The organism is Streptomyces sp. NPDC046862 (genome assembly GCF_040704615.1).
Classification (GTDB): Bacteria; Actinomycetota; Actinomycetes; order Streptomycetales; family Streptomycetaceae; genus Streptomyces.
This window is the reverse complement of the sequence record NZ_JBEYXP010000003.1, coordinates 276,055-294,115: the sequence shown is the minus strand read 5'-3', so window position 1 is coordinate 294,115 and position 18,061 is coordinate 276,055. Positions and strand designations below refer to the sequence as shown.

The following is an 18,061-nucleotide window of genomic DNA, read 5'->3' as shown; positions in this document are numbered from 1 at the left end:
CCTGCCCACCCTTCTCGGAAAGAAGAACCATGCGACACGGACATCGCGCCCTCCTCGGCGGCCTCGCGGCGGCCGCCTTCCTCACCACGGTCCTCCCCGCGAGCGCGATGGCCGCGCCGGACGAACGGCCCCCGGCGGTACGGCTCCTGGACACGATCACCGTTCCGGCGGGAACCACCGAGTACGGCATGCCGTTCGGCGGCCTCTCCGGCATCGACTACGACCGGCGGTCCGGCAGCTACGTGGCGATCAGCGACGACCGCTCGGAGAACGGCAAGGCCCGCTTCTACTCCCTGCGCCTGCCCCTGCACGGTGCCGCGTTCGCCGGGGACGAGCCCGAGGTCGACTCCCTGACCGTGCTGGCGGACACCACCGGCGGGCCCTTCGCCCCCAAAGCCGTCGATCCCGAGGCGATCCGCTGGACACCGGGCGGCCGGAGCCTGCTGTGGACGAGCGAGGGTGCTTCCGGCTCCGGCCAACCGGCGTTCCTGCGCGAGGCCACCCCCGACGGCGGGTACGTCCGCGAACTGCCGCTGCCCGAGGCCTACGCCCCGGTCCGCGACGACGCCGGCAAGCTCGTCGCCGGCGTCCGCAACAACCAGGCGCTGGAGGGCCTCACCCTCACCCCGGACGGCAGGAAGGCCGTCACCGTCACCGAGAACGCCCTAGTCCAGGACGGCCCCGCCGCGAGCCTGACGAGCGGGAGCCCCTCGCGGCTGCTGGTCTCGGACCGCCGGACAGGACGGCCCGAGAACCAGTACGTCTACGAGGTCGACCCGGTCTCGGACGCGCCCACCGCCCCGCTGCCCCCGCCGGTCAACACCTTCTCCTCCGACCGGGGCGTCTCCGAGATCCTCGCGATCAGCGGCACCGACTACCTCACCGTCGAGCGGTCCTTCGCCTCCGGCGTCGGCTTCGCCATCCGCCTGTACTGGACGACCACGCGCGGCGCCACCGAGGTGAGCGGCGAGCAGGCCCTGACCGGCACCGAGACGCCCATGCGGAAGAAGCTGCTCTTCGACTTCACCACGTCCGGTACCGACACCGACAACGTCGAGGGCGTCACGTGGGGACCCGTCCTGCCCGACGGCTCCCGTTCCCTCGTCCTCGTCTCCGACGACAACTTCGGCTTCAACGGCGGCACCACGAAGTTCCACCTGCTGGCGGTGCGGCCGTGGGTCACCAGCGGGGGAGCCTGAGCTCGTAGTCCGGCTGGAACCGGCGCATATAGCCGGTGTCGTCGCGGCCCCGCATCCCGGAGTCCAGGTAGAGGCGGTGGAGGCGGTCGAGGGCGTCGTGGTCGAGTTCGACGCCCAGACCGGGGCCCGTGGGCACCTTGACCTCCCCGTCGCGCAGTTCCAGGGCGCCCGGGACGATCACGTCGTCCGCCGAGTTCCACGGGTAGTGCGTGTCGCAGGAGTGGTCGAGGTTGGGGATGGCCGCGGCGACATGGGTCATGGCGGCGAGGCTGATGCCCAGGTGCGAGTTGGAGTGCATCGACAACGCGATACCGAACGCCTCGCACACCGCGGCCAGTTCGCGGGTACGGCGCAGCCCGCCCCAGTAGTGGTGGTCGGTGAGGAGCACCTGGATCGCGTGTCGCTCGATCCCGGGCTTCAGGTGCTCCCACGCGACCACGCACATGTTGGTGGCCAGGGGGAGCGGGGACTCCTTGGCCAGCTCCGCCATGCCGGGGATCGTCGGGGTCGGGTCCTCCAGGTACTCGAGGACGTCGGCGAGTTCGCGGGCGACGTACTTCGACGTCTCCACCGTCCACGCGGTGTTCGGGTCCAGGCGCAGCGGCTGTCCGGGGAACGCCTCGGCGAGGGCCCGCATGGCCGCGATCTCCTCGTCCGGCGGGAAGACCCCGCCCTTCAGCTTGAACGAGGTGAAGCCGTACCGCTGTTGCATCAGGCGGGCCTGCTCGACGACGCCCGCCGGGTCGAGGGCCTCGCCCCAGTCGTCGCCCACGGCCGGGCGGCCGTCCAGCGCGGGGTGCTCGGCCCACTTGTAGAACAGGTAGGCGGCGAACGGCACGGCGTCGCGGACCCTGCCGCCCAGCAGATCGCTGACCGGGCGACCGAGCAGCTTGCCCTGCGCGTCGAGGCAGGCCACCTCGACGGCCGAGGTGGTCCAGCCGCGCTCGTGGGAGCTGGGCACGGTGGGCAGGAGGGCGGCGTCGATCGTGGCCGCCACGGCGGTCGTGTCGAAGACGTCCCTGCCGACGACCGCCTTCGCGGCGGTCAGGAGCCGTTCCAGGCGCACCTCTCCGCCCGTCGACTCACCGAGGCCCACCGTGCCGTCCTCCAGGACGAGTTGGAGGACGATACGGAGCGCGAGCGGCTCGTGGACGCCGTTGGAGTTGAGCAGGGGCGGGTCGCGGAAGGCGATCGGGGTGACGATCAGCTCGCGGATGCGGGTCCCAGGGGTGCCCGGGCTGACGGGCGTGCCGGGGGTGCCTGCCGTGCTGCTCATACGCGGATTGCCTCCAGTCCACGGTCGATCAGTTTCGTCAGCCGGGCCACGTGCTCCGGCGCGGGGTCGAGCAGGGGTGCCCGTACGCCGCCCACGTCCAGGCCGCGGAGGGTCACTCCGGCCTTGATCAGCGAGACGGAGTATCCGGGGACCTCGTCGCGGAGCTCGACGAGCGGCTCGTAGAACTCGTCGAGGAGCGTGGCGACCAGCGCGTCGTCGCCCTCGGTCAGGGCTCGGTGGAACGCCGTCGCGATCTCCGGGGCGAAGGCGAACACCGCCGAGGAGTACAGCTCGACGCCGATCCCGCGATAGGCGGGCGCGGTCATCTCGGCCGTGGGCAGGCCGTTGAAGAACTGGAAGTCCTCGGTGCCCGGCACGGCACGCACCGACCGCACGATGCGGTGCATGCGCTCGATGTCACCGAGACCGTCCTTGAGGCCGACGACCGACGGCAGCGCGGCGATCTCGGCGGCCGTGGCCTCGGTGAGCCGGGCCGTGCCGCGCTGGTAGAAGACGACGGGCAGGCTCGTGGCCGCCGCCACCTCTCTCACGTACCGGATCAGACCCTTGTGCGGTGCGCTCACCAGGTACGGCGGCAGCAGCAGGATGCCGTCGGCGCCCGCGCGTTCGATACGGGCGGCCTGGTCGCGCGCGACCGGTACGGGGCCGCCCGCGGCGGCGAGTACGGGCACGCGCCCCGCGGTCGTGGTGACCGCGACGCGCGTGGCCCGCTCGATCTCGTCGGCCGTGAGCGCGTGGAACTCACCGGTGCCGCAGGCGACGAAGACGCCTCCCGCACCGGCCACGACACCGGACTCGATGTGCTGGGCGAGCCGCTCCTCGTCCAGCGAACCGTCCGGAGCGAACGGCGTGACCGGGAAGAACAGCACTCCTTGGAACTTCATGTCTCCCTCATACGGGGGTCGGTGGGGGGCGTACGGGATCGGGGGCAGGGGGAGGTCAGCCCTTCGTGGCACCGGCGGCGATGCCGGTGACCAGCGAGCGCTGGAGGAGCAGATAGACGACGAGACTGGGGACGAGCGCGATGACCGCACCGGCCAGCACCACCCCCGAGCCGACCTCGGGGTCGGTGCGCAGGACGGACAGGGCGACGGTGACCGTGTAGTCGGTGGGGTCCTTCGCGGCGATCAGGGGCAGCAGGTACTGGTCCCAGATCATGATGAAACCGAGCACGCCGGCCACGCCGAGCGCGGGCTTGCACAGCGGCAGGACGACCTGCCACAGCATCCGCAGCTCGCCGACGCCGTCGAGGCGGGCGGCCTCCTCGATCTCGTCGGGGATGTCCTTCATGAACTCGGTCAGCAGCATCACCGAGAAGCCCCAGGCGCCGAGCGGCAGGATCACGCCCCAGACGGTGCCCTTGAGGTCGAGGCCGATGACCGGTACGTGGCCGAGGACCAGGGACAGGGGAATGGCGATGACCTCCTCGGGAAGCATCATCGTCAGCATGAACAGCGTCAGGACGAGGGCCTGCCCGCGGAACCTGTGCCGGGCCAGCGCGTACGCGGCGAGCGTGCAGACGACGAGCTGGAGGAGCAGTCCGCCACCGGCGATCACGAGGGAGTTGGAGAAGTAGTCCCAGATGCCGCGCTCGCCCGCCACCCGCAGGTTCGTCAAGGTGGCGTTGTGCGGCAGGAAGGACAGCGACGAGCCGCTGGGGTGGGTGCTGAGGGCGCCGGAGACGATCGTCAGGAACGGCACCGCGAAGATCGCCAGGGCGATCGCGCACAGCAGGATCCGCAGGGCCCAGGCGGGGCCGGGCCGGTCGCTCCAGCCGAGGGCGGTGTCGAAACGGGCCGGGGTGGTACGGACTTGCGTGCGGCCCCGCTTGGTGAGGGAGACCGAGAACTTCCCGGAGAATGCGGGGGCGCTCATCGCACGTCTCCCCTCTTGCGGAAGTAGTTGACCGTGACGGTGAGCAGCAGCGTCACACAGAGCAGTACCACGGAGGCCGCCGAGGCGCCGCCGATGTCGTTGCGGGTGAAGCCGAGGGTGTAGGCGCGGGTCATCCACACCTCGGTGGAGCCGGCGGGGCCGCCGCCGGTGAGGACGTAGACCTCGGTGAAGACGCGCAGCCCGCGGATGGCGGCGAGGACGAGGACGATGCCGAGGGCGGGGCGGATCGCGGGCAGCGTGACGTAGCGCAGGCGCTGCCAGAGGGACACGCCGTCCATCGCGGCGGCCTCGTAGAGGTGGCGGTCCACGCCGGCCAGTCCGGCGAGGAGGATCACCATGTTGTAGGGCGCCCAGATCCAGATGCCCATGGCCATGGTGGCCCACAGGGCGGTGTTCGGGTTGTCGAGGAAGGGCACGGGTCCGAGACCCAGGAACCCGAGGCCGCTGTTGATGAGACCGTCGGAGGTCGGGTAGTACATCAGCCGCCACAGCTCGCCCACCACGGCGGTCGCGGTGACGACGGGCAGGAAGACGGCGGTGCGTACGATCCTCAGCGAGCGGGCCTGGCCCTCCAGCAGCAGGGCGAGGACGAAGCCGACGACTATGGCGCCGAGCGACTGGCCGATGCCGAGGACCAGGGTGTGGCCGACCGCGTCCTGGAAGCGGTGGTCGGTCAGGACCCGGGTGTAGTTGTCGAGGCCGACCCACTTGTCACCCAGGAACGGGCGCACCTCGAAGAGGCTGAGCCAGATGCCCTTGCCCATGGGGACGAACTTGAAGACGAGGGCGAGCAGCAGGCCCGGCGCGAGGAACAGCCAGGGGAGTACGGCTTTCCTGTTGAGAGCCCTCCGGCCGAGGGCCCGCGGGGAAAGCGCTCTGCGCTGCCGGGTCGGGGCGCCCGGCGTGGTCACGGTAGCGGTCATTTCAACAGGTCCTGGTCCTTGAGGTCACCTGCGAGGGTGTCGTTCAGCTCTTTGAGACCGGAGCGGACGTCGCTGCCGCAGTACGTGAACAGCGCGTTGAGGCTGTCGGCCGTGTCCTGCTTGATCGGGGCGAAGTCCAGGGCGTTGGGGAACTGCTGGGAGGCGTTCTCGTACGCCTTCTGCACCACGCTCCAGCGGGAGTCGTCGTGGACCGTCGCCGCGTCGAGCGTGGAGTTGACGGGGATGCGGACGACGGGCTGGTTCTTGCCGGTCATGGCGAGCCGCTGTCCCTCCGGGGAGATGAGGAAGGCGGCGAGCGCCTTCTCCTGCTTCGCCTTCCCGGTCCTGGCGCCGAAGTAGACGTTCTCTCCTTCGGCCAGCGCGGTGGAGCCCGCCGGGCCCGCGGGCGCGGGGACGACCTCGAACTTGTCCTTGCCGAGCGTCCCGTCGAAGGTGGCGATGTTGTACGGGCCGGTGAGGTACATACCGGCGTTGCCGTCCTGGAAGTTGGTGGCGGTGCCGGTGATGGCGGTGAGCGCGCCGGGTTGGATGACACCGTTGTCACCGCAGAAGAGGTTCTTCTTCAGCCAGGTGACGGTGCGGACGGCCGCCGCCGAGTCCATGGCCGGCTTGTAGCCGCCGTTGCCGTCCGGCTGGATGATCTGCGCGCCGCCCTGCCACAGGTAGCTGGCGCTCCACCAGGCGACGTAGCCGTTCTGGGCGCTGCCGGGGACGACCATGCCGTAGGTGTCCTTCTTGCCGTCGCCGTCCGGGTCGCGGGTGGCGAAGGCCTTGGCGAGGGTCAGCATGTCCTGCCAGGTCTTCGGCTGCGGGAGGCCCAGCTTCTCGCGCCAGTCCTCGCGGACCATGAGGGTGAAGGCCTGGCGGGAGTACGGGATGCCGTAGTGCTTGCCGTCGAGGCCGACCGTGGAGGACCAGGTCTTGTCGGTGATCTGTCCGTGACCGGCGATCGAGTCGGGGGCGATCTGCTTCAGCAGACCCTGGCGCTGGTAACTGCCCATCAGCGCCATGTCGTTGATCATCACGTCGGGCAGGTCCTTGGTGGAGGCCCGGCTCTGGAGCTGCTGGTCGAAGTTGATGACCGGCTGGTAGTCGATCTTTATGCCGGTCTTCTTGGTGAAGGCGGCGAACACCCGCTCATAGGTGGCCGCCGAGTTCGGATCACTCCGGGTCCAGACCTCCAGTGTGTTCGGGTCGCTGCTGTCGGCCGAGTCGGATCCGGAGCCGCCGCAGGCGGCCGTTGCGAACAGGAGCCCTGTGGTGGTGAGCGCGGCGGCCAGGTGTCGGCGCCGTCGGCGTCGTTGGCGAGCACCCATGAGCGAGTACCTCCGTTCACGTACATGAACTCGCTTCATGAATCTAAATGAATGGAGGCAAGCTAAGACTTGGTTTCAGTCACGTGTCAAGGTGTGTCCGAAAGTTTTCACCGGGCCCTGGAAATGTGAGCGGGGATGTGGGTTGTGAGGGGTGAGCGCCGCCCGCACCCTCCAGCCCCTCCGGCGTTTGAGGAGCGGGGGTCCGGGGGCCGGCCCCCGAAACGGGGCCCGGGGCGGAGCCCTGTGCGGGGGCGAAGGGGCGGAGCCCCTGGGGAGGGACGGGTAGGGGCGGCGGGGGCGAGGAACAGGTCGTTCGGGGTGGCGGGGCAGCGCCTGGGTGGCCGGCGGCCGCCCTACATCCCCGCCCTGCCGGAGGCACCGCCGTGTCGGGCGAGCACAGCCCGGGACGTCGCCGCCATGGCCTCGTCGATCATGCGGCCCTCGAAACGCACCGCACCGGCCCCCTCGCCCCGAGCCGTCTCCACCGCGGCGATCAGCCGTTCGTGACGGGCGAGTTCGTCCTCGCCCGGGGAGAACACGTCGTTGACGACGGCGGCGTGCGAAGGGTGGATCACCATCATCCCCTCGTAGCCGATCGCACGGTTCTGCTCGGCGAAGCGCCGCAGACCCGCCAGGTCGGCCACGTCGGCCCACAGACCGGACACCGGATGCGGCGAGCCGGCCGCGCGGGCGTCGAGGAGGACGCGGGCGCGCAGGTCATGAGTCTCCGTCCCCTCGGGACTCCACCAGTAGCCGACGGCACGCTCGACGTCACCCCCCGGCGCGGTCAACGCGCCGAGGTGGGCCACGCGGGCGGCGGCCCGGCCGATGTCGTACGCCTCCCGCAGCGCACGCGCCGTCTCCAGGAGCGGGACGAGCGCGAAGTACCCCTCGGTCAGGCCGTGTTCGCGCTCGCACCAGGACAGGAGGCGGTCGGCGAGACGGACGTCGTCGGCGCACGACACCTTGGGCAGCACGATGCCGTACAGGCCGGGCCGGGCCACCGCGCGCAGTTCCTCGGCGCTCGCCCAACCGGCCGCCGCGTTCAGCGGGTTGACCCGGACCAGCAGCCGCATCTCCCCACCGCCCGCCTGGGACACGGACACGGCCTCCGCCACCCCGGCCCGCGCCGCCGGCTTCGCATCGTCCGGTACCGCGTCCTCCAGGTCCAGGATCACCGCGTCGGCCCCCGCCGCCTCGGCCTTGGGGAGCCACTCCGTGCGGTTGCCGGGGACGAAGAGCAGCGAGCGCAGCGGAACCCGGGCGGGCACCCTCACCTCAGATGACACCCGACTCCTCCAGCTTCGCCCGCCGGTCGCCGTCGATGCCGAGCCACTCGCCGTACACGAGGTCGTTGTCCGTGCCGAGCGCGGGGCCGGTGCGCCACACCGCGCCGGGCGCCTGCCGGAAGTGCGGGATCACGGCCTGCATACGGACGGGACCGAGGTCGGGGTCCTCGACGGTGATGATGTCCTCGCGTTCGGCGTACACGGGGTCGGCGGCGATGTCCGCGGCGTCGAAGACGCGGGAGGCCACCACCTCCGTACGCTCGAACTCCGCGAGGCACTCGTCGGCGGAACGCCCGGCGATCCACGCGCGCAGTCCCTCGTCGAGCCGTGCCCGCCCGGCGTGCTGCTGCTCCGCCGTCGCGAACTCCTCCTCCGGCAGGCCCAGCAACCGGGCCACGTTGCGCACCGACCGCAGCGTCGCCGAGGTGACGGTGAGCCAGTCGCCGTCACGGCTGCGGTAGGTGTTGATGACGGCGGCCGGGGCCACGGCCAGCTGGTTGCCCGCGCGCATCGGGGCCTCGCCGAGCTGGTCGTGGGCGATCACCTGCCACTCCACCAGCCGGAACAGCGGCTCGAAGAGCGCCAGGTCGATCCACTCGCCGTCGAACTCCGGGTCCGTGGCGCGGCGGTGCAGGGCGGCCAGGATCGCGTACGCGCCCATCAGCCCGGTCACGGCGTCCCCGTGGGAGAAGCCGGTGTGCACCGGCGGCCCGTCCGGGAAGCCGGTCAGGTGCACCACCCCGCTGCGGGCCTCACCCATCTTGCCGAAGCCGGGGGCGTCCGCCCGCGACGAGGTGGCACCGAAGCCGGAGATCTGCAGCAGCACGGCCTTCGGGTTGAGCGCGTGGACCGCCTCCCAGTCCAGGCCCCACGTGCGCAGCCGCCCGGCCCGCAGGGTCACGATGACCACATCGGCCCATCGCACCAACTCCCGGGCGACCTCGCGGCCCTCCTCGCGGTGCAGGTCGAGCGTCACCGACCGCTTGTTGCGGCCCGCGACCTTGAACCAGAGAGGGACTCCGTCCCGCTTCGGCCCCATCGCCCGCGCCGCGTCCCCCGCCCCGGGCGGCTCCACGTGCACCACGTCCGCTCCCTGGTCGGCGAGCATCGCCCCGGCGAGCGGTCCGGCCACGACGTGGGCGAACTCCACCACCTTCAGGCCCGTCAACTGCCCCTGCCGCGCGCTGCCGCGGTCGTCGTTGCGGTCGTCCATGCACCTCAGGCTGCGGGGTGGGTCGTATGCGAGTCCAGCAAGGAAGCGGGATCAATTCATGCGGATACCGCATCAGTTGGCGGGAGGTTGTCCTGGCGGTCGGCGAAGGGGTGTTCCCGCAGCCGACGGGGCGACGACCCCCTACTCCTCCCACGACACCCCCTCCGGCAACGCGTGCCCCGACGCCCGGAACTCGTCCAACTGCTCCAGGAAGGCCCGCGCCCCGGGCGGCAGGCTCCGGCGCAGAGGAAGGACGACGTACAACTGGCGCTCTACCACCGGGTCCACCAGCGGACGCCGTACCCACTTGCCGGGCGCCACCAGCGGGTGCACGAGCGCGGGCATGGCCGAGACGCCGAGCCCGGCGGCGACCAGACCGCCGACCGTGGCCACGCTCCCGGCCTCGGCGGCGGGCCGCGCCTCGATGCCGGCCTGTGCGAACGCCGCGTCGGTGATGCGGCGCACGCTGGAGTCGGTGCCCACCGCCAGGAACGGTTCACCCCCCAGCTCCTGCCAGGTCACCTCGTTCCGCTCGGCCAGCGGATGCCCTTCGGGCAGGACCGCGTCGAAGCGGTCCCGGACCAGAGGCCGCAGTTCGATACCGGGGGTGCGGGGGCGGGCCACCGTCGTGACCGCGAAGTCGGCGTCCCCGTCGACGACCCGTTCCAGGACGAAGCGTTCGAGGCCGTCCAGGATGCGTACGGTCACCTCCGGGCGGCGGTCCCGGAAGGCCGATATCACCGGGGGCAGCAGCACGGCGGCGGGGGAGGGCAGCGTGGCCAGCGCCACCGTGCCCCGTTCGCCCGCCACGTACCGGCCGAGTTGGGCGAGCCCGGCGCGGTGGGTGGCGAGGATCTGGTCGGCCACGCGGAGCGCCTCCGCGCCCGCCGGAGTGAGCTGCACGTTGCGGGTGTCGCGCTCCAGCAGCCGCATGCCGAGGGTGCGTTCCAGGTCGGCCACCGCCCTGCTGAGCGAGGACTGGGACACGTGCATCTCGGCGGCGGCCGCGGTGAAGCTCACGGCCCGGGCCACGGCGGCGTAGGCGGCGAGTTGGCGCAGGGTGACGTCCATGGCGGGGAGCGTAGGCGCGTCGGCCGCCCCAGGGAACTGATGCGTGAAACGCATGGACAGATCTGTGTTCAATGCTGGACGCGGATCTTTCAGCGCTCCGAAACTCGTCGGCAACACCGGCCGGACTCGGCAACAACGGCCGGACGACGAGGAAGTGGGCGGATCATGCTGGCGGCACTGGGGTTCTGCACCATCGGCGGTTTTCTGCTCCTGACCATGACGAAACGGGTGTCGGTCCTGGTGGCCCTGGTGCTCCTGCCGGTGGTCGCCGCGCTGGTGAGCGGACACGCCGGCGAGATCGGGCCGATGGCGTTGGAGGGACTGACCCAGGTCGCGCCCACCGGCATCATGATCGCCTTCGCGGTCCTCTACTTCAGCCTGATGATCGACGCAGGGCTCTTCGAACCCCTGATCCGCGCCATCCTCAAGGCGGCCCAGGGAGATCCGGTCCGCATCGCGGTCGGCACAGCCGTGCTCACCATCTGCGTCGCGCTCGACGGGGACGGCGCCTCGACCTTCCTCATCACCGTCTCGGCCCTGCTGCCCGTCTACCGGCGCCTCGGGATGAGCCGCCTGGTGCTCGCCGGCATCGTCTGCCTCGGCGCCGGCCTGATGAACCTGGTGCCGTGGGGCGGTCCGACGGCACGCGCGGCCGCGGCTCTGAAGCTCGACACGTCCGACATCATCACGCCCCTGCTGCCCGCCCTGGGCGCCGGCATCGCCTGGGTGCTGTTCGCCGCGTACCTCATCGGGCGGCGGGAGCGCCGCCGGCTCGGCGGACTGCGGCCCGAGGAGCGTGCGGAGGTCCCCGAGCCTGTGGGCGACGTTCCCGAGCCGGTGGGTGACGGTCCCGGGACACCGCGTGTGACGGCCCCGCGGCACCCCGCGCTGATGGTCTTCAACCTGGTACTGACCCTCACCCTGCTGGTCCTGCTGGTCCTCGAAACCATGCCGCTGCCCGTGCTGTTCGTGCTGGCCTTCGTCATCGCGCTGTTCGTCAACCACCCGCGCTGGGAGGACCAACAGACCCTGCTGGAGAAGCACAGCAAGAGCGTCGTCCTCGTCACCGCCATGATCTTCGCGGCGGGCGTGTTCACCGGCGTCCTCAGTGGCACCGGGATGATCGGTGAGATGGCAGAGGCGATGGTCGACGTCATCCCCGACGGGCTCGGCGGGCACCTGCCGGTCCTCGTCGCCGTCACCGGCATGCCGCTCAGCCTCGTCTTCACTCCCGACGCCTACTACTTCGGCATCCTGCCCGTGCTCGCCGGAACCGCCGGCGCCTTCGGCACCGACAGCGCCGAGATCGCCCGCGCCGCCGTCCTCGGCCAGATGACCACCGGCTTCCCGCTCAGCCCGCTCACCGCGGCCACGTTCATCCTCGTCGGCATGACCGGCGTACAACTCGGCGAACACCAGCGCTTCATCTTCCGCTGGGCGTTCGGCACGACGCTCGTGATGACGGCGGTGGCACTCGCCACGGGTGCGCTGCCGCTGTGAGGAGGATCCCGCCCATGCCCCGCCGACTCCCGCTGCTGCTCGCCTGCGCCCTGGCGGTCACCGCCGCCCCGATCGCCCCGGCCCCGCCGGCCGCGGCCGCAGCCCCGAGCGCCCAACGCCCGCCTTCCTCTCAACTGCCGTCGTACGTAACGGAGTTGAAATCGGTACGGTACGACGGCCGTACTGACGACCTCCTCACCGGCGGCCTCGGCTTCGCGGGGCTCCGTGACACCACACCTCCCGGCTTCGCCGACCCCGACAACCCCACCCCCGCCGAACTGCGCCGCCGCGCCCTGTGGTCCTCCGCCGGACTGTCGGCGGGGGACAGCGGCGGCCTCGGGCGGCTGTACGGCGCGAACGTCGACCGGGGGCGGCCCGTGCCCGGGGACGGCAAGGTCGCGGGCACCGAGTACCGCGCGGTGGCGGACCGGGGCGCGGGCAGCGTGAACTTCGTCGTCCAGGTGCCGGACGACTTCGACCGGTCCCGCCCGTGCGTGGTCGCCGCGCCCGCGTCCGGACTGGGCGGCGTCTACAACATGGTGGGTACGGCCGGGGCGTGGGCCCTGCACCGGCGCTGCGCGGTCGCCTACACCGACAAGGGCATGGGGCCCGCCTTCGACGACCTGCACTCCGGGACCGTGATGGCGTACGACGGCACGACCGGGCCCCGGGCGGACGTCGGCGGGCGAGCCGCCTTCGACGCGCGGATCGGTGACGAGGAACGGGAGCGGTTCGACGCCGGGCGCCCCTACCGGGTGGCGTACAAGATGGCGCACAGCGGCACCGACCCGCAGGCCGGCTGGGGCCGTGACGTGCTGCGCTCCGTGGAACTGACGCTCGCCCTGCTGAACCGCGACCACGGTCGCGGAGCACCGGCGGCCGGCTACACCCCGGCCACCACCACCGTCCTCACCACCGGGATCTCCAACGGCGGCGGCGCCGCGATCGCCGCGGGCGAGGACGACCGGCGCGGCCTCGTCGACGCGGTCGTCGCCTCCGAGCCGCAGATGAACCTCGCCCCGCTGAAGGGTGTCGAGGTGCGTGAGGGTTCACGGCTCGTACCCGCGGCGGGCCTGCCCCTGCTCCAGTACGCCTCCGTCGCGTCGCTGCTCCAGCCGTGCGCCGCCCTCACGGAGCCGACGGCTCCCGGGTACGGGAACCTCGACCAGGCCGCCGCACGGCGCCGCTGCACCGCGCTGGTCGGCGACGATCCCCGCCTGATCACGCGTCGCGACGCCGCCCGGGTGGGCGAGGCCGGGTTGCCCCGGCTCGCTCAGCAGGCGCTCGTCCGCATCGGTTTCCCACCGCAATCGTCCTACCTGCAGGTGGCCCACTACGATCCGCAGACCCCCGTCTCGTACGCCATGAGCTTCGCCCGCGCCTCGGTCACCGACTCGCTGTGCGGGTACGGATGGGCCCGCACCGACTCATCGGGCCGTCCCGTCCCGTACGACAGGGCAGAACTCGCCGCCGCGTTCGCCACCAGCCCGGGCCGGGCCCCGGCTCCCGGCGTGCTGATCGACGAGAACTCGCCGGGCGGTCCCGTCGCCGACGCCAGGTCCCTCGGCCCGGACGGCGCGCACGAGTACAACCTGCGCGGCGAGCGCTGCGTCCTCCGCCTGGCCTTCCCGCGTGCGAACGCCCCGCGCGAGGAGCGGGAGTGGGCGCGCCGGGTCGCCGAAGGACTGGACGCCACCCGCCGCACCGGCGACCTGCACGGCAAGCCCACGTTGATCGTCCACGGCCGCGACGACGCCCGCGTCCCCGTCAACCACAGCTCCCGCCCGTACCTGGGACTCAACTCCCGCGCCGGGAACGGCCACGGAACGGTGAGCTATGTGGAGGTCACCCACGCCCACCACGCCGACTCGACCGCACCCGGTTACGACAACCGGTACGTCCCCCTCGGGTTGTACTACCAGCAGTCCCTGGACCTGATGTGGCAACGGCTGCGCGACGGCACGCCCCTGCCGCCCAGCCAGGTCGTGCGCACCACCCCCAGGGGCGGCGAGCCCGGCCGTGCTCCGGCCCTGACAGCGGCCAACGTCCCGCCCCTCGCGGCCACTCCGTCGGCCGGGGACCGGATCAGGGTGAGCGGCGGAACGGTGGGGATTCCGGACAGGGGGTGATGGAGATCTAGCCCCTCCGGCGTTTGAGGAGCGGGGGTCCGGGGGCCGGCCCCCGAAACGGGGTCAGGGGCGGAGCCCCGAAAGGGCGGGAGGTTCCAGGGGGCGCAGCCCCCTTGGCCGGGGTCGAAGGGGCGGAGCTCCTGGGGATGGGACGGGTAGGGGCGGCGGGGGTGAGGAACGAACCATCGCAGCACCCCGCGCCGGGAATGTCACGGAAGGCGAAAGTGGCACGTGCCAGGGGGAATCCCACGAGGCCAGGGCCGCTGGCCGGGGTACGTCGTCTGAGTTGGTTGGTCACTTGACTACCGGGTGTCACACACGGTTGGCTCACGGCCAGCGAAAGTCTGAAAGCCGACGCGTGTCACGCAGTGCGTGCGTCGGCTCAGCGCTCCCTACCCCCCCGCTCCTGTGCACAGCGAGGTGCCGCACCCTCATGAACACGCCCCCCGGACCCCACGCTCCATCCAGACTTGTCCGCGCCACGACCCTTGCGTCCGCCGTGGCCGTCGTCTCCCTCCTCGCGGCCGGCTGCTCCGGTTCCGGCGGGACGGACGCCGACGCCGCCGACGCCGCCGGCACGACGGGCAAGGCGGGCACGGGCCGGATCAAGGTGGCGATGATCACCCACGGGGCCGAGGGAGACCAGTTCTGGGAGCTCGTGAGGAAGGGGGCGGAGGCAGCGGCCGCCAAGGGCAACATCGAGCTGACGTACGCCAGCGACGCCGACCCGGCGGGGCAGGCCGGGCTGGTGCGCGACGCGATCAGCGACCGGGTCGACGGCATAGCGGTGACCCTCGCCAGGCCGGACGCCATGAAGGCCGCCGTCGCCCGGGCCAGGGCGGCCGGCATACCCGTGGTCGGCCTCAACTCCGGTATCAACGCCTGGCAGTCGCAGGGCCTGCTGGAGTATTTCGGCCAAGACGAGAGCGTCGCGGGGCGCGCCCTCGGCGACAAGCTGGACACACTGAAGGCTCAGCACGCCCTGTGCGTCGTCCACGAGCGCGGCAACGTGGCCCTGGAGGCCCGCTGCGCCGGAGTGCGGAAGACCTTCGCCGGGCAGACCGAGAACCTCTACCTCGACGGCACGGACATGAAGGCGGTCACCTCCGTCATCGCCGGGAAGCTCAGGCAGGACCCCGGAATCGACGAGATCGTCCTCAACGGCGCCCAGTTCGCGCTGGCCGCGGTCGACTCGGTGAAGCAGGCCGGCAGCAAGGCGAAGATCGCCACGTTCGACCTCAACAACGACATCGTGAACGCCGTCCAGGACGGCAAGGTGCAGTTCGCGGTCGATCAGCAGCCCTATCTGCAGGGCTACCTCGCGGTCGACGCGATCTGGCTCTACAAGTCCAACGGCAACATCAGCGGCGGCGGCGAGGCCCCGGTACTCACCGGCCCAGCGTTCGTCACGAAGCAGAACGTCGAGAAGATCGCGAAGTTCGCGGCGAACGGGACCCGTTGATCCTGTTCCGCCAGGTAACGGGGGCGACAAGGTTGGGTCCCTCACGATGCGTACGATCACTTGTACGGATAGCATCCTGGCCATCCCCTGTGCGTAATCGGACACGCGGCCACCCACCGCACGCGTCCCCCTGAGCCCTCTCCCTCTCCTACCGCTCTCCCCGGATCACCCCGATCACCCCGATCATCCCCGAACACGTCAATCGCCCAAGGACGACGATGCCCTCACGGACAGGTGCCCGGCGCCGTCTCGGCTCCATACGTCTCTCGCTGATCCTCCTCGCCCTCATCCCCAGCGTCACCCTCGCCGCCATGTGGAGCGTGACGACGATTCAGATGTTCTCCGAGGGTTTGCGACTGCGCGAGCAGACCGGGTTGAGCAAGTCGACCGGCGCCATGGGCACCGACGCGACGCTCGCCCTCCAGGGAGAGCGGCGGTTGTCGGCCGCGTGGCTCGCGAACCCCCACGGCGACCGGACCGCCCTCGACGCGCAGCGCGAGGAGACGGACGCGGCGATCCAGAAACTGGTCCGCCAGACGGACGCGATCCACGACGCCCCCTCCCGCATCAGCGACCGGCTGGACTCCGTCATCGGCGCCGCGGCCAGCCTGGAGTACTACCGGGACCAGGTGGACAAGCCCGTCGACATCACCCCGCAGCAGACGCTGGACCAGTTCACCTCCATCATCGAGACCCAGATCACCGCCTTCCACGAGCTCTCCCAGGTCGACGACGGCGACCTGACCTCACAGGCCGACCCCCTCGTCGCGCTGGAACAGGCGGGGGAGATGGTCTCCCAGGAGGACGCGCTGCTCACCCTCGCGTGGCGGTCCGGGTACCTGGACGAGGAGGCGCGCGTCAAGTTCTCGGAACTGGTCAGCGCCCGGCGCTGGCTCCTCGAGGACCAGATCGTCCCCTCCCTGAACGGCAGCCTGAAGACCCAGACCGAGCAGATCCTGCAGAGCTCCGCGTGGCAGGCCCAGGAGTCCATGGAGGACCAGGTCCTCACGGCCCGGACGACCGGCAGCGCCGACCAGCGCAGGACGATGCTGCCCGACGAGATGCAGAAGCGCTGGACCGCCGGGTTCGACACCATGTCGGTCGAGTACACGAAGCTGATCCAGCAGCAGACCCGCTCTCTTCTGGATCGCAGCGGTGACGAATCCCGCTCGCTCCTGGTCAAGGCCGGCATCCTGAGCGCCGGCGGACTCGTCGCCCTGCTGGTGTGCGCCTTGATGTCGTGGCGCATCACCGGCTCCCTGTCCCGGCGTCTGCGCGGTCTGCGCGAGGCCACGCTCAGCCTGGCGCAGGAACGTCTGCCCGACGTGGTCGAGCGCCTCGACCGGGGCGAGACGGTCGACGTGGACTCCGCCACCCCGCCGCTCGACTACGGCAGGGACGAACTCGGCCAGGTCGCCAAGGCGTTCAACACCGCGCAGCGCACCGCCGTGCACACCGCGGTGGAACTCGCCGACACGCGCCGCGGCTTCCAGAAGGTCATCCTGGGCATCGCCCGGCAGAGCCAGAACCTGGTCAACCTCCAGCTCAGCAAGCTCGACAAGCTGGAGCGCGAGCACCAGGACCCGAACATCCTCCAGGGCCTGTACGAACTCGACTCCACCGCCAGCCAGTTGCGCCGCTACGAGGAGAACCTCGTCATCATCAGCGGTGAGCGGCCCGGCCGTACCTGGACCCGACCGGTCGCGCTGATCGACATCCTGCGCAGCTCCGTCGGCGAGGTCGCCCAGTACCAGCGCGTGGAGGTGCACACCGAGGAGGAGGTGTCCGTCGCCCCGCCCGCGGTCGCGGACGTCATCCACCTGCTGGCCGAGCTCATCGACAACGCGACCGCCTACTCGCCCGCCCCCAGCCCGGTGCATGTGCGGGCCGCGATGGTGGCCAAGGGGCTCGCCGTGGAGATCGAGGACCGCGGCCTCGGCATGTCGGAGGAGGACTACGCCGCGTTCAACGAACAGCTGGCGGTGGCTCCGCAGTTCGACGTGGTCGCGCTGGCCGACGACCTCCGGCTCGGCATGTTCGTGGTCGCCCGTCTCGCCACACGGCACGGCATCGCCGTCACGCTGCGCTCCTCGCCGTACGGCGGCACCACGGCGATCGTGCTGATCCCGCGCGACATCGTGGTGAGTGATCCCGCCGACGAGCCCGTCGTGGACACCGAGGGCTCCGCGACCACGGACGCCCGGCCCGCGGGGCCGGTCAAGGCGCCTGTGCGCGTCGCGGACGGACCGTCCTCCGACGGCACCTCAGGCGACAGCGAAGAGAGCCACGAACGCGGGAGCGAGACGCGGCCCGCCGCGGCCCACGCGGGGACCAACGGCGCCACCCCGGCCGCGGCCACCGCACGGCCCACGCCCCGCACGCCCAAGCCGGCCCCGGGCGTCACCCGGCGCGACGGTCTCACCCCGCTGCCCCGCCGGGTACCGCAGACCAGCCTGGCCGCCGAGTTGCGGGAGGACACCCCACTCGACCAGGACGACGACTCCTTCGGCTTCGACGACTTCACCGCGGAGCGCGCGGCCTCTTCCCTGGCCGGCTTCCAACGCGGCACCCTGCAGGCCCGTGACGACGGTGCGGAGACCGAGCACGACCGGAAGGAAGAGAAGGAAGACACCGCACCCGAGGACACCGACGACAAGGTCACCGGCGACAAAGTCACCGACGACAAGGTCACCGCCTCAGGGCCCATCGCCTCCACCTCGCCCGCCGACCGCTGATGAAGGACAC

13 protein-coding genes are annotated in these 18,061 nt (G+C 71.3%); 5 read left to right on the top strand and 8 right to left on the bottom strand.

What is annotated here, in order from left to right:
- The first annotated feature begins 29 nt into the window (after positions 1–29).
- Positions 30–1,199: an esterase-like activity of phytase family protein gene (locus tag AB0959_RS04785; protein WP_366824823.1), complete on the top strand. Its 1,170-nt coding sequence runs from the start codon at positions 30–32 to the stop codon at positions 1,197–1,199.
- Here AB0959_RS04785 and AB0959_RS04780 read toward each other — a convergent pair.
- The 8 genes from AB0959_RS04780 to AB0959_RS04745 all read right to left on the bottom strand — a co-directional run bounded on the left by AB0959_RS04780 (position 1,180) and on the right by AB0959_RS04745 (position 10,225).
- Entirely contained in the window at positions 1,180–2,475 is a 1,296-nt protein-coding gene (locus AB0959_RS04780) for a glucarate dehydratase family protein (RefSeq protein WP_366824822.1), read from the bottom strand. The genes AB0959_RS04785 and AB0959_RS04780 overlap by 20 nt on opposite strands.
- Positions 2,472–3,380 (bottom strand): 5-dehydro-4-deoxyglucarate dehydratase, encoded by a 909-nt coding sequence (locus tag AB0959_RS04775; protein WP_366824821.1) that lies wholly within the window; start codon positions 3,378–3,380, stop codon positions 2,472–2,474. Before AB0959_RS04775 ends, AB0959_RS04780 begins: the two co-directional genes overlap by 4 nt.
- Positions 3,381–3,435: 55 nt before the next feature.
- Positions 3,436–4,371, bottom strand: a complete 936-nt coding sequence (locus AB0959_RS04770; protein WP_366824820.1) for a carbohydrate ABC transporter permease — start codon at positions 4,369–4,371, stop codon at positions 3,436–3,438.
- Complete coding sequence (locus AB0959_RS04765; RefSeq protein ID WP_366824819.1) at positions 4,368–5,315, bottom strand: sugar ABC transporter permease; 948 nt, start codon at positions 5,313–5,315, stop codon at positions 4,368–4,370. The genes AB0959_RS04770 and AB0959_RS04765 overlap by 4 nt, the downstream gene beginning before the upstream one ends.
- Complete coding sequence (locus AB0959_RS04760; protein WP_366824818.1) at positions 5,312–6,652, bottom strand: sugar ABC transporter substrate-binding protein; 1,341 nt, start codon at positions 6,650–6,652, stop codon at positions 5,312–5,314. The genes AB0959_RS04765 and AB0959_RS04760 overlap by 4 nt, the downstream gene beginning before the upstream one ends.
- A 353-nt stretch (positions 6,653–7,005) precedes the next feature.
- Positions 7,006–7,941, bottom strand: a complete 936-nt coding sequence (locus AB0959_RS04755) for a CoA ester lyase (RefSeq protein WP_366824817.1) — start codon at positions 7,939–7,941, stop codon at positions 7,006–7,008.
- Entirely contained in the window at positions 7,931–9,154 is a 1,224-nt protein-coding gene (locus AB0959_RS04750) for a CoA transferase (protein ID WP_366824816.1), read from the bottom strand. The genes AB0959_RS04755 and AB0959_RS04750 overlap by 11 nt, the downstream gene beginning before the upstream one ends.
- A 141-nt stretch (positions 9,155–9,295) precedes the next feature.
- On the bottom strand, positions 9,296–10,225 hold the full coding sequence (locus tag AB0959_RS04745; protein WP_366824815.1) for a LysR family transcriptional regulator: 930 nt from the start codon (positions 10,223–10,225) through the stop codon (positions 9,296–9,298).
- Positions 10,226–10,390: 165 nt separating this feature from the next.
- Between AB0959_RS04745 and AB0959_RS04740 the strand changes: the two genes are divergently transcribed.
- From AB0959_RS04740 to AB0959_RS04725, 4 genes are all read left to right on the top strand, one after another.
- Positions 10,391–11,725: a citrate:proton symporter gene (locus AB0959_RS04740; RefSeq protein ID WP_366824814.1), complete on the top strand. Its 1,335-nt coding sequence runs from the start codon at positions 10,391–10,393 to the stop codon at positions 11,723–11,725.
- 14 nt (positions 11,726–11,739) lie between these two features.
- On the top strand, positions 11,740–13,854 hold the full coding sequence (locus AB0959_RS04735) for a 3-hydroxybutyrate oligomer hydrolase family protein (RefSeq protein WP_366824813.1): 2,115 nt from the start codon (positions 11,740–11,742) through the stop codon (positions 13,852–13,854).
- A 433-nt stretch (positions 13,855–14,287) separates the two neighbouring features.
- Entirely contained in the window at positions 14,288–15,316 is a 1,029-nt protein-coding gene (locus AB0959_RS04730) for a substrate-binding domain-containing protein (RefSeq protein WP_366824812.1), read from the top strand.
- 218 nt (positions 15,317–15,534) lie between these two features.
- Positions 15,535–18,051: a nitrate- and nitrite sensing domain-containing protein gene (locus AB0959_RS04725; RefSeq protein WP_366824811.1), complete on the top strand. Its 2,517-nt coding sequence runs from the start codon at positions 15,535–15,537 to the stop codon at positions 18,049–18,051.
- Positions 18,052–18,061 lie beyond the last annotated feature (10 nt).

Excerpts from the sequence above, each read along its gene's own strand:
- AB0959_RS04785 (WP_366824823.1), top strand. The coding sequence starts at position 30 with ATGCGACACGGACATCGCGCCCTCCTCGGCGGCCTCGCGGCGGCCGCC.
- AB0959_RS04780 (WP_366824822.1), bottom strand. The coding sequence starts at position 2,475 with ATGAGCAGCACGGCAGGCACCCCCGGCACGCCCGTCAGCCCGGGCACC.
- AB0959_RS04775 (WP_366824821.1), bottom strand. The coding sequence starts at position 3,380 with ATGAAGTTCCAAGGAGTGCTGTTCTTCCCGGTCACGCCGTTCGCTCCG.
- AB0959_RS04770 (WP_366824820.1), bottom strand. The coding sequence starts at position 4,371 with ATGAGCGCCCCCGCATTCTCCGGGAAGTTCTCGGTCTCCCTCACCAAG.
- AB0959_RS04765 (WP_366824819.1), bottom strand. The coding sequence starts at position 5,315 with ATGACCGCTACCGTGACCACGCCGGGCGCCCCGACCCGGCAGCGCAGA.
- AB0959_RS04760 (WP_366824818.1), bottom strand. The coding sequence starts at position 6,652 with ATGGGTGCTCGCCAACGACGCCGACGGCGCCGACACCTGGCCGCCGCG.
- AB0959_RS04750 (WP_366824816.1), bottom strand. The coding sequence starts at position 9,154 with ATGGACGACCGCAACGACGACCGCGGCAGCGCGCGGCAGGGGCAGTTG.
- AB0959_RS04745 (WP_366824815.1), bottom strand. The coding sequence starts at position 10,225 with ATGGACGTCACCCTGCGCCAACTCGCCGCCTACGCCGCCGTGGCCCGG.
- AB0959_RS04740 (WP_366824814.1), top strand. The coding sequence starts at position 10,391 with ATGCTGGCGGCACTGGGGTTCTGCACCATCGGCGGTTTTCTGCTCCTG.
- AB0959_RS04735 (WP_366824813.1), top strand. The coding sequence starts at position 11,740 with ATGCCCCGCCGACTCCCGCTGCTGCTCGCCTGCGCCCTGGCGGTCACC.
- AB0959_RS04730 (WP_366824812.1), top strand. The coding sequence starts at position 14,288 with ATGAACACGCCCCCCGGACCCCACGCTCCATCCAGACTTGTCCGCGCC.
- AB0959_RS04725 (WP_366824811.1), top strand. The coding sequence starts at position 15,535 with ATGCCCTCACGGACAGGTGCCCGGCGCCGTCTCGGCTCCATACGTCTC.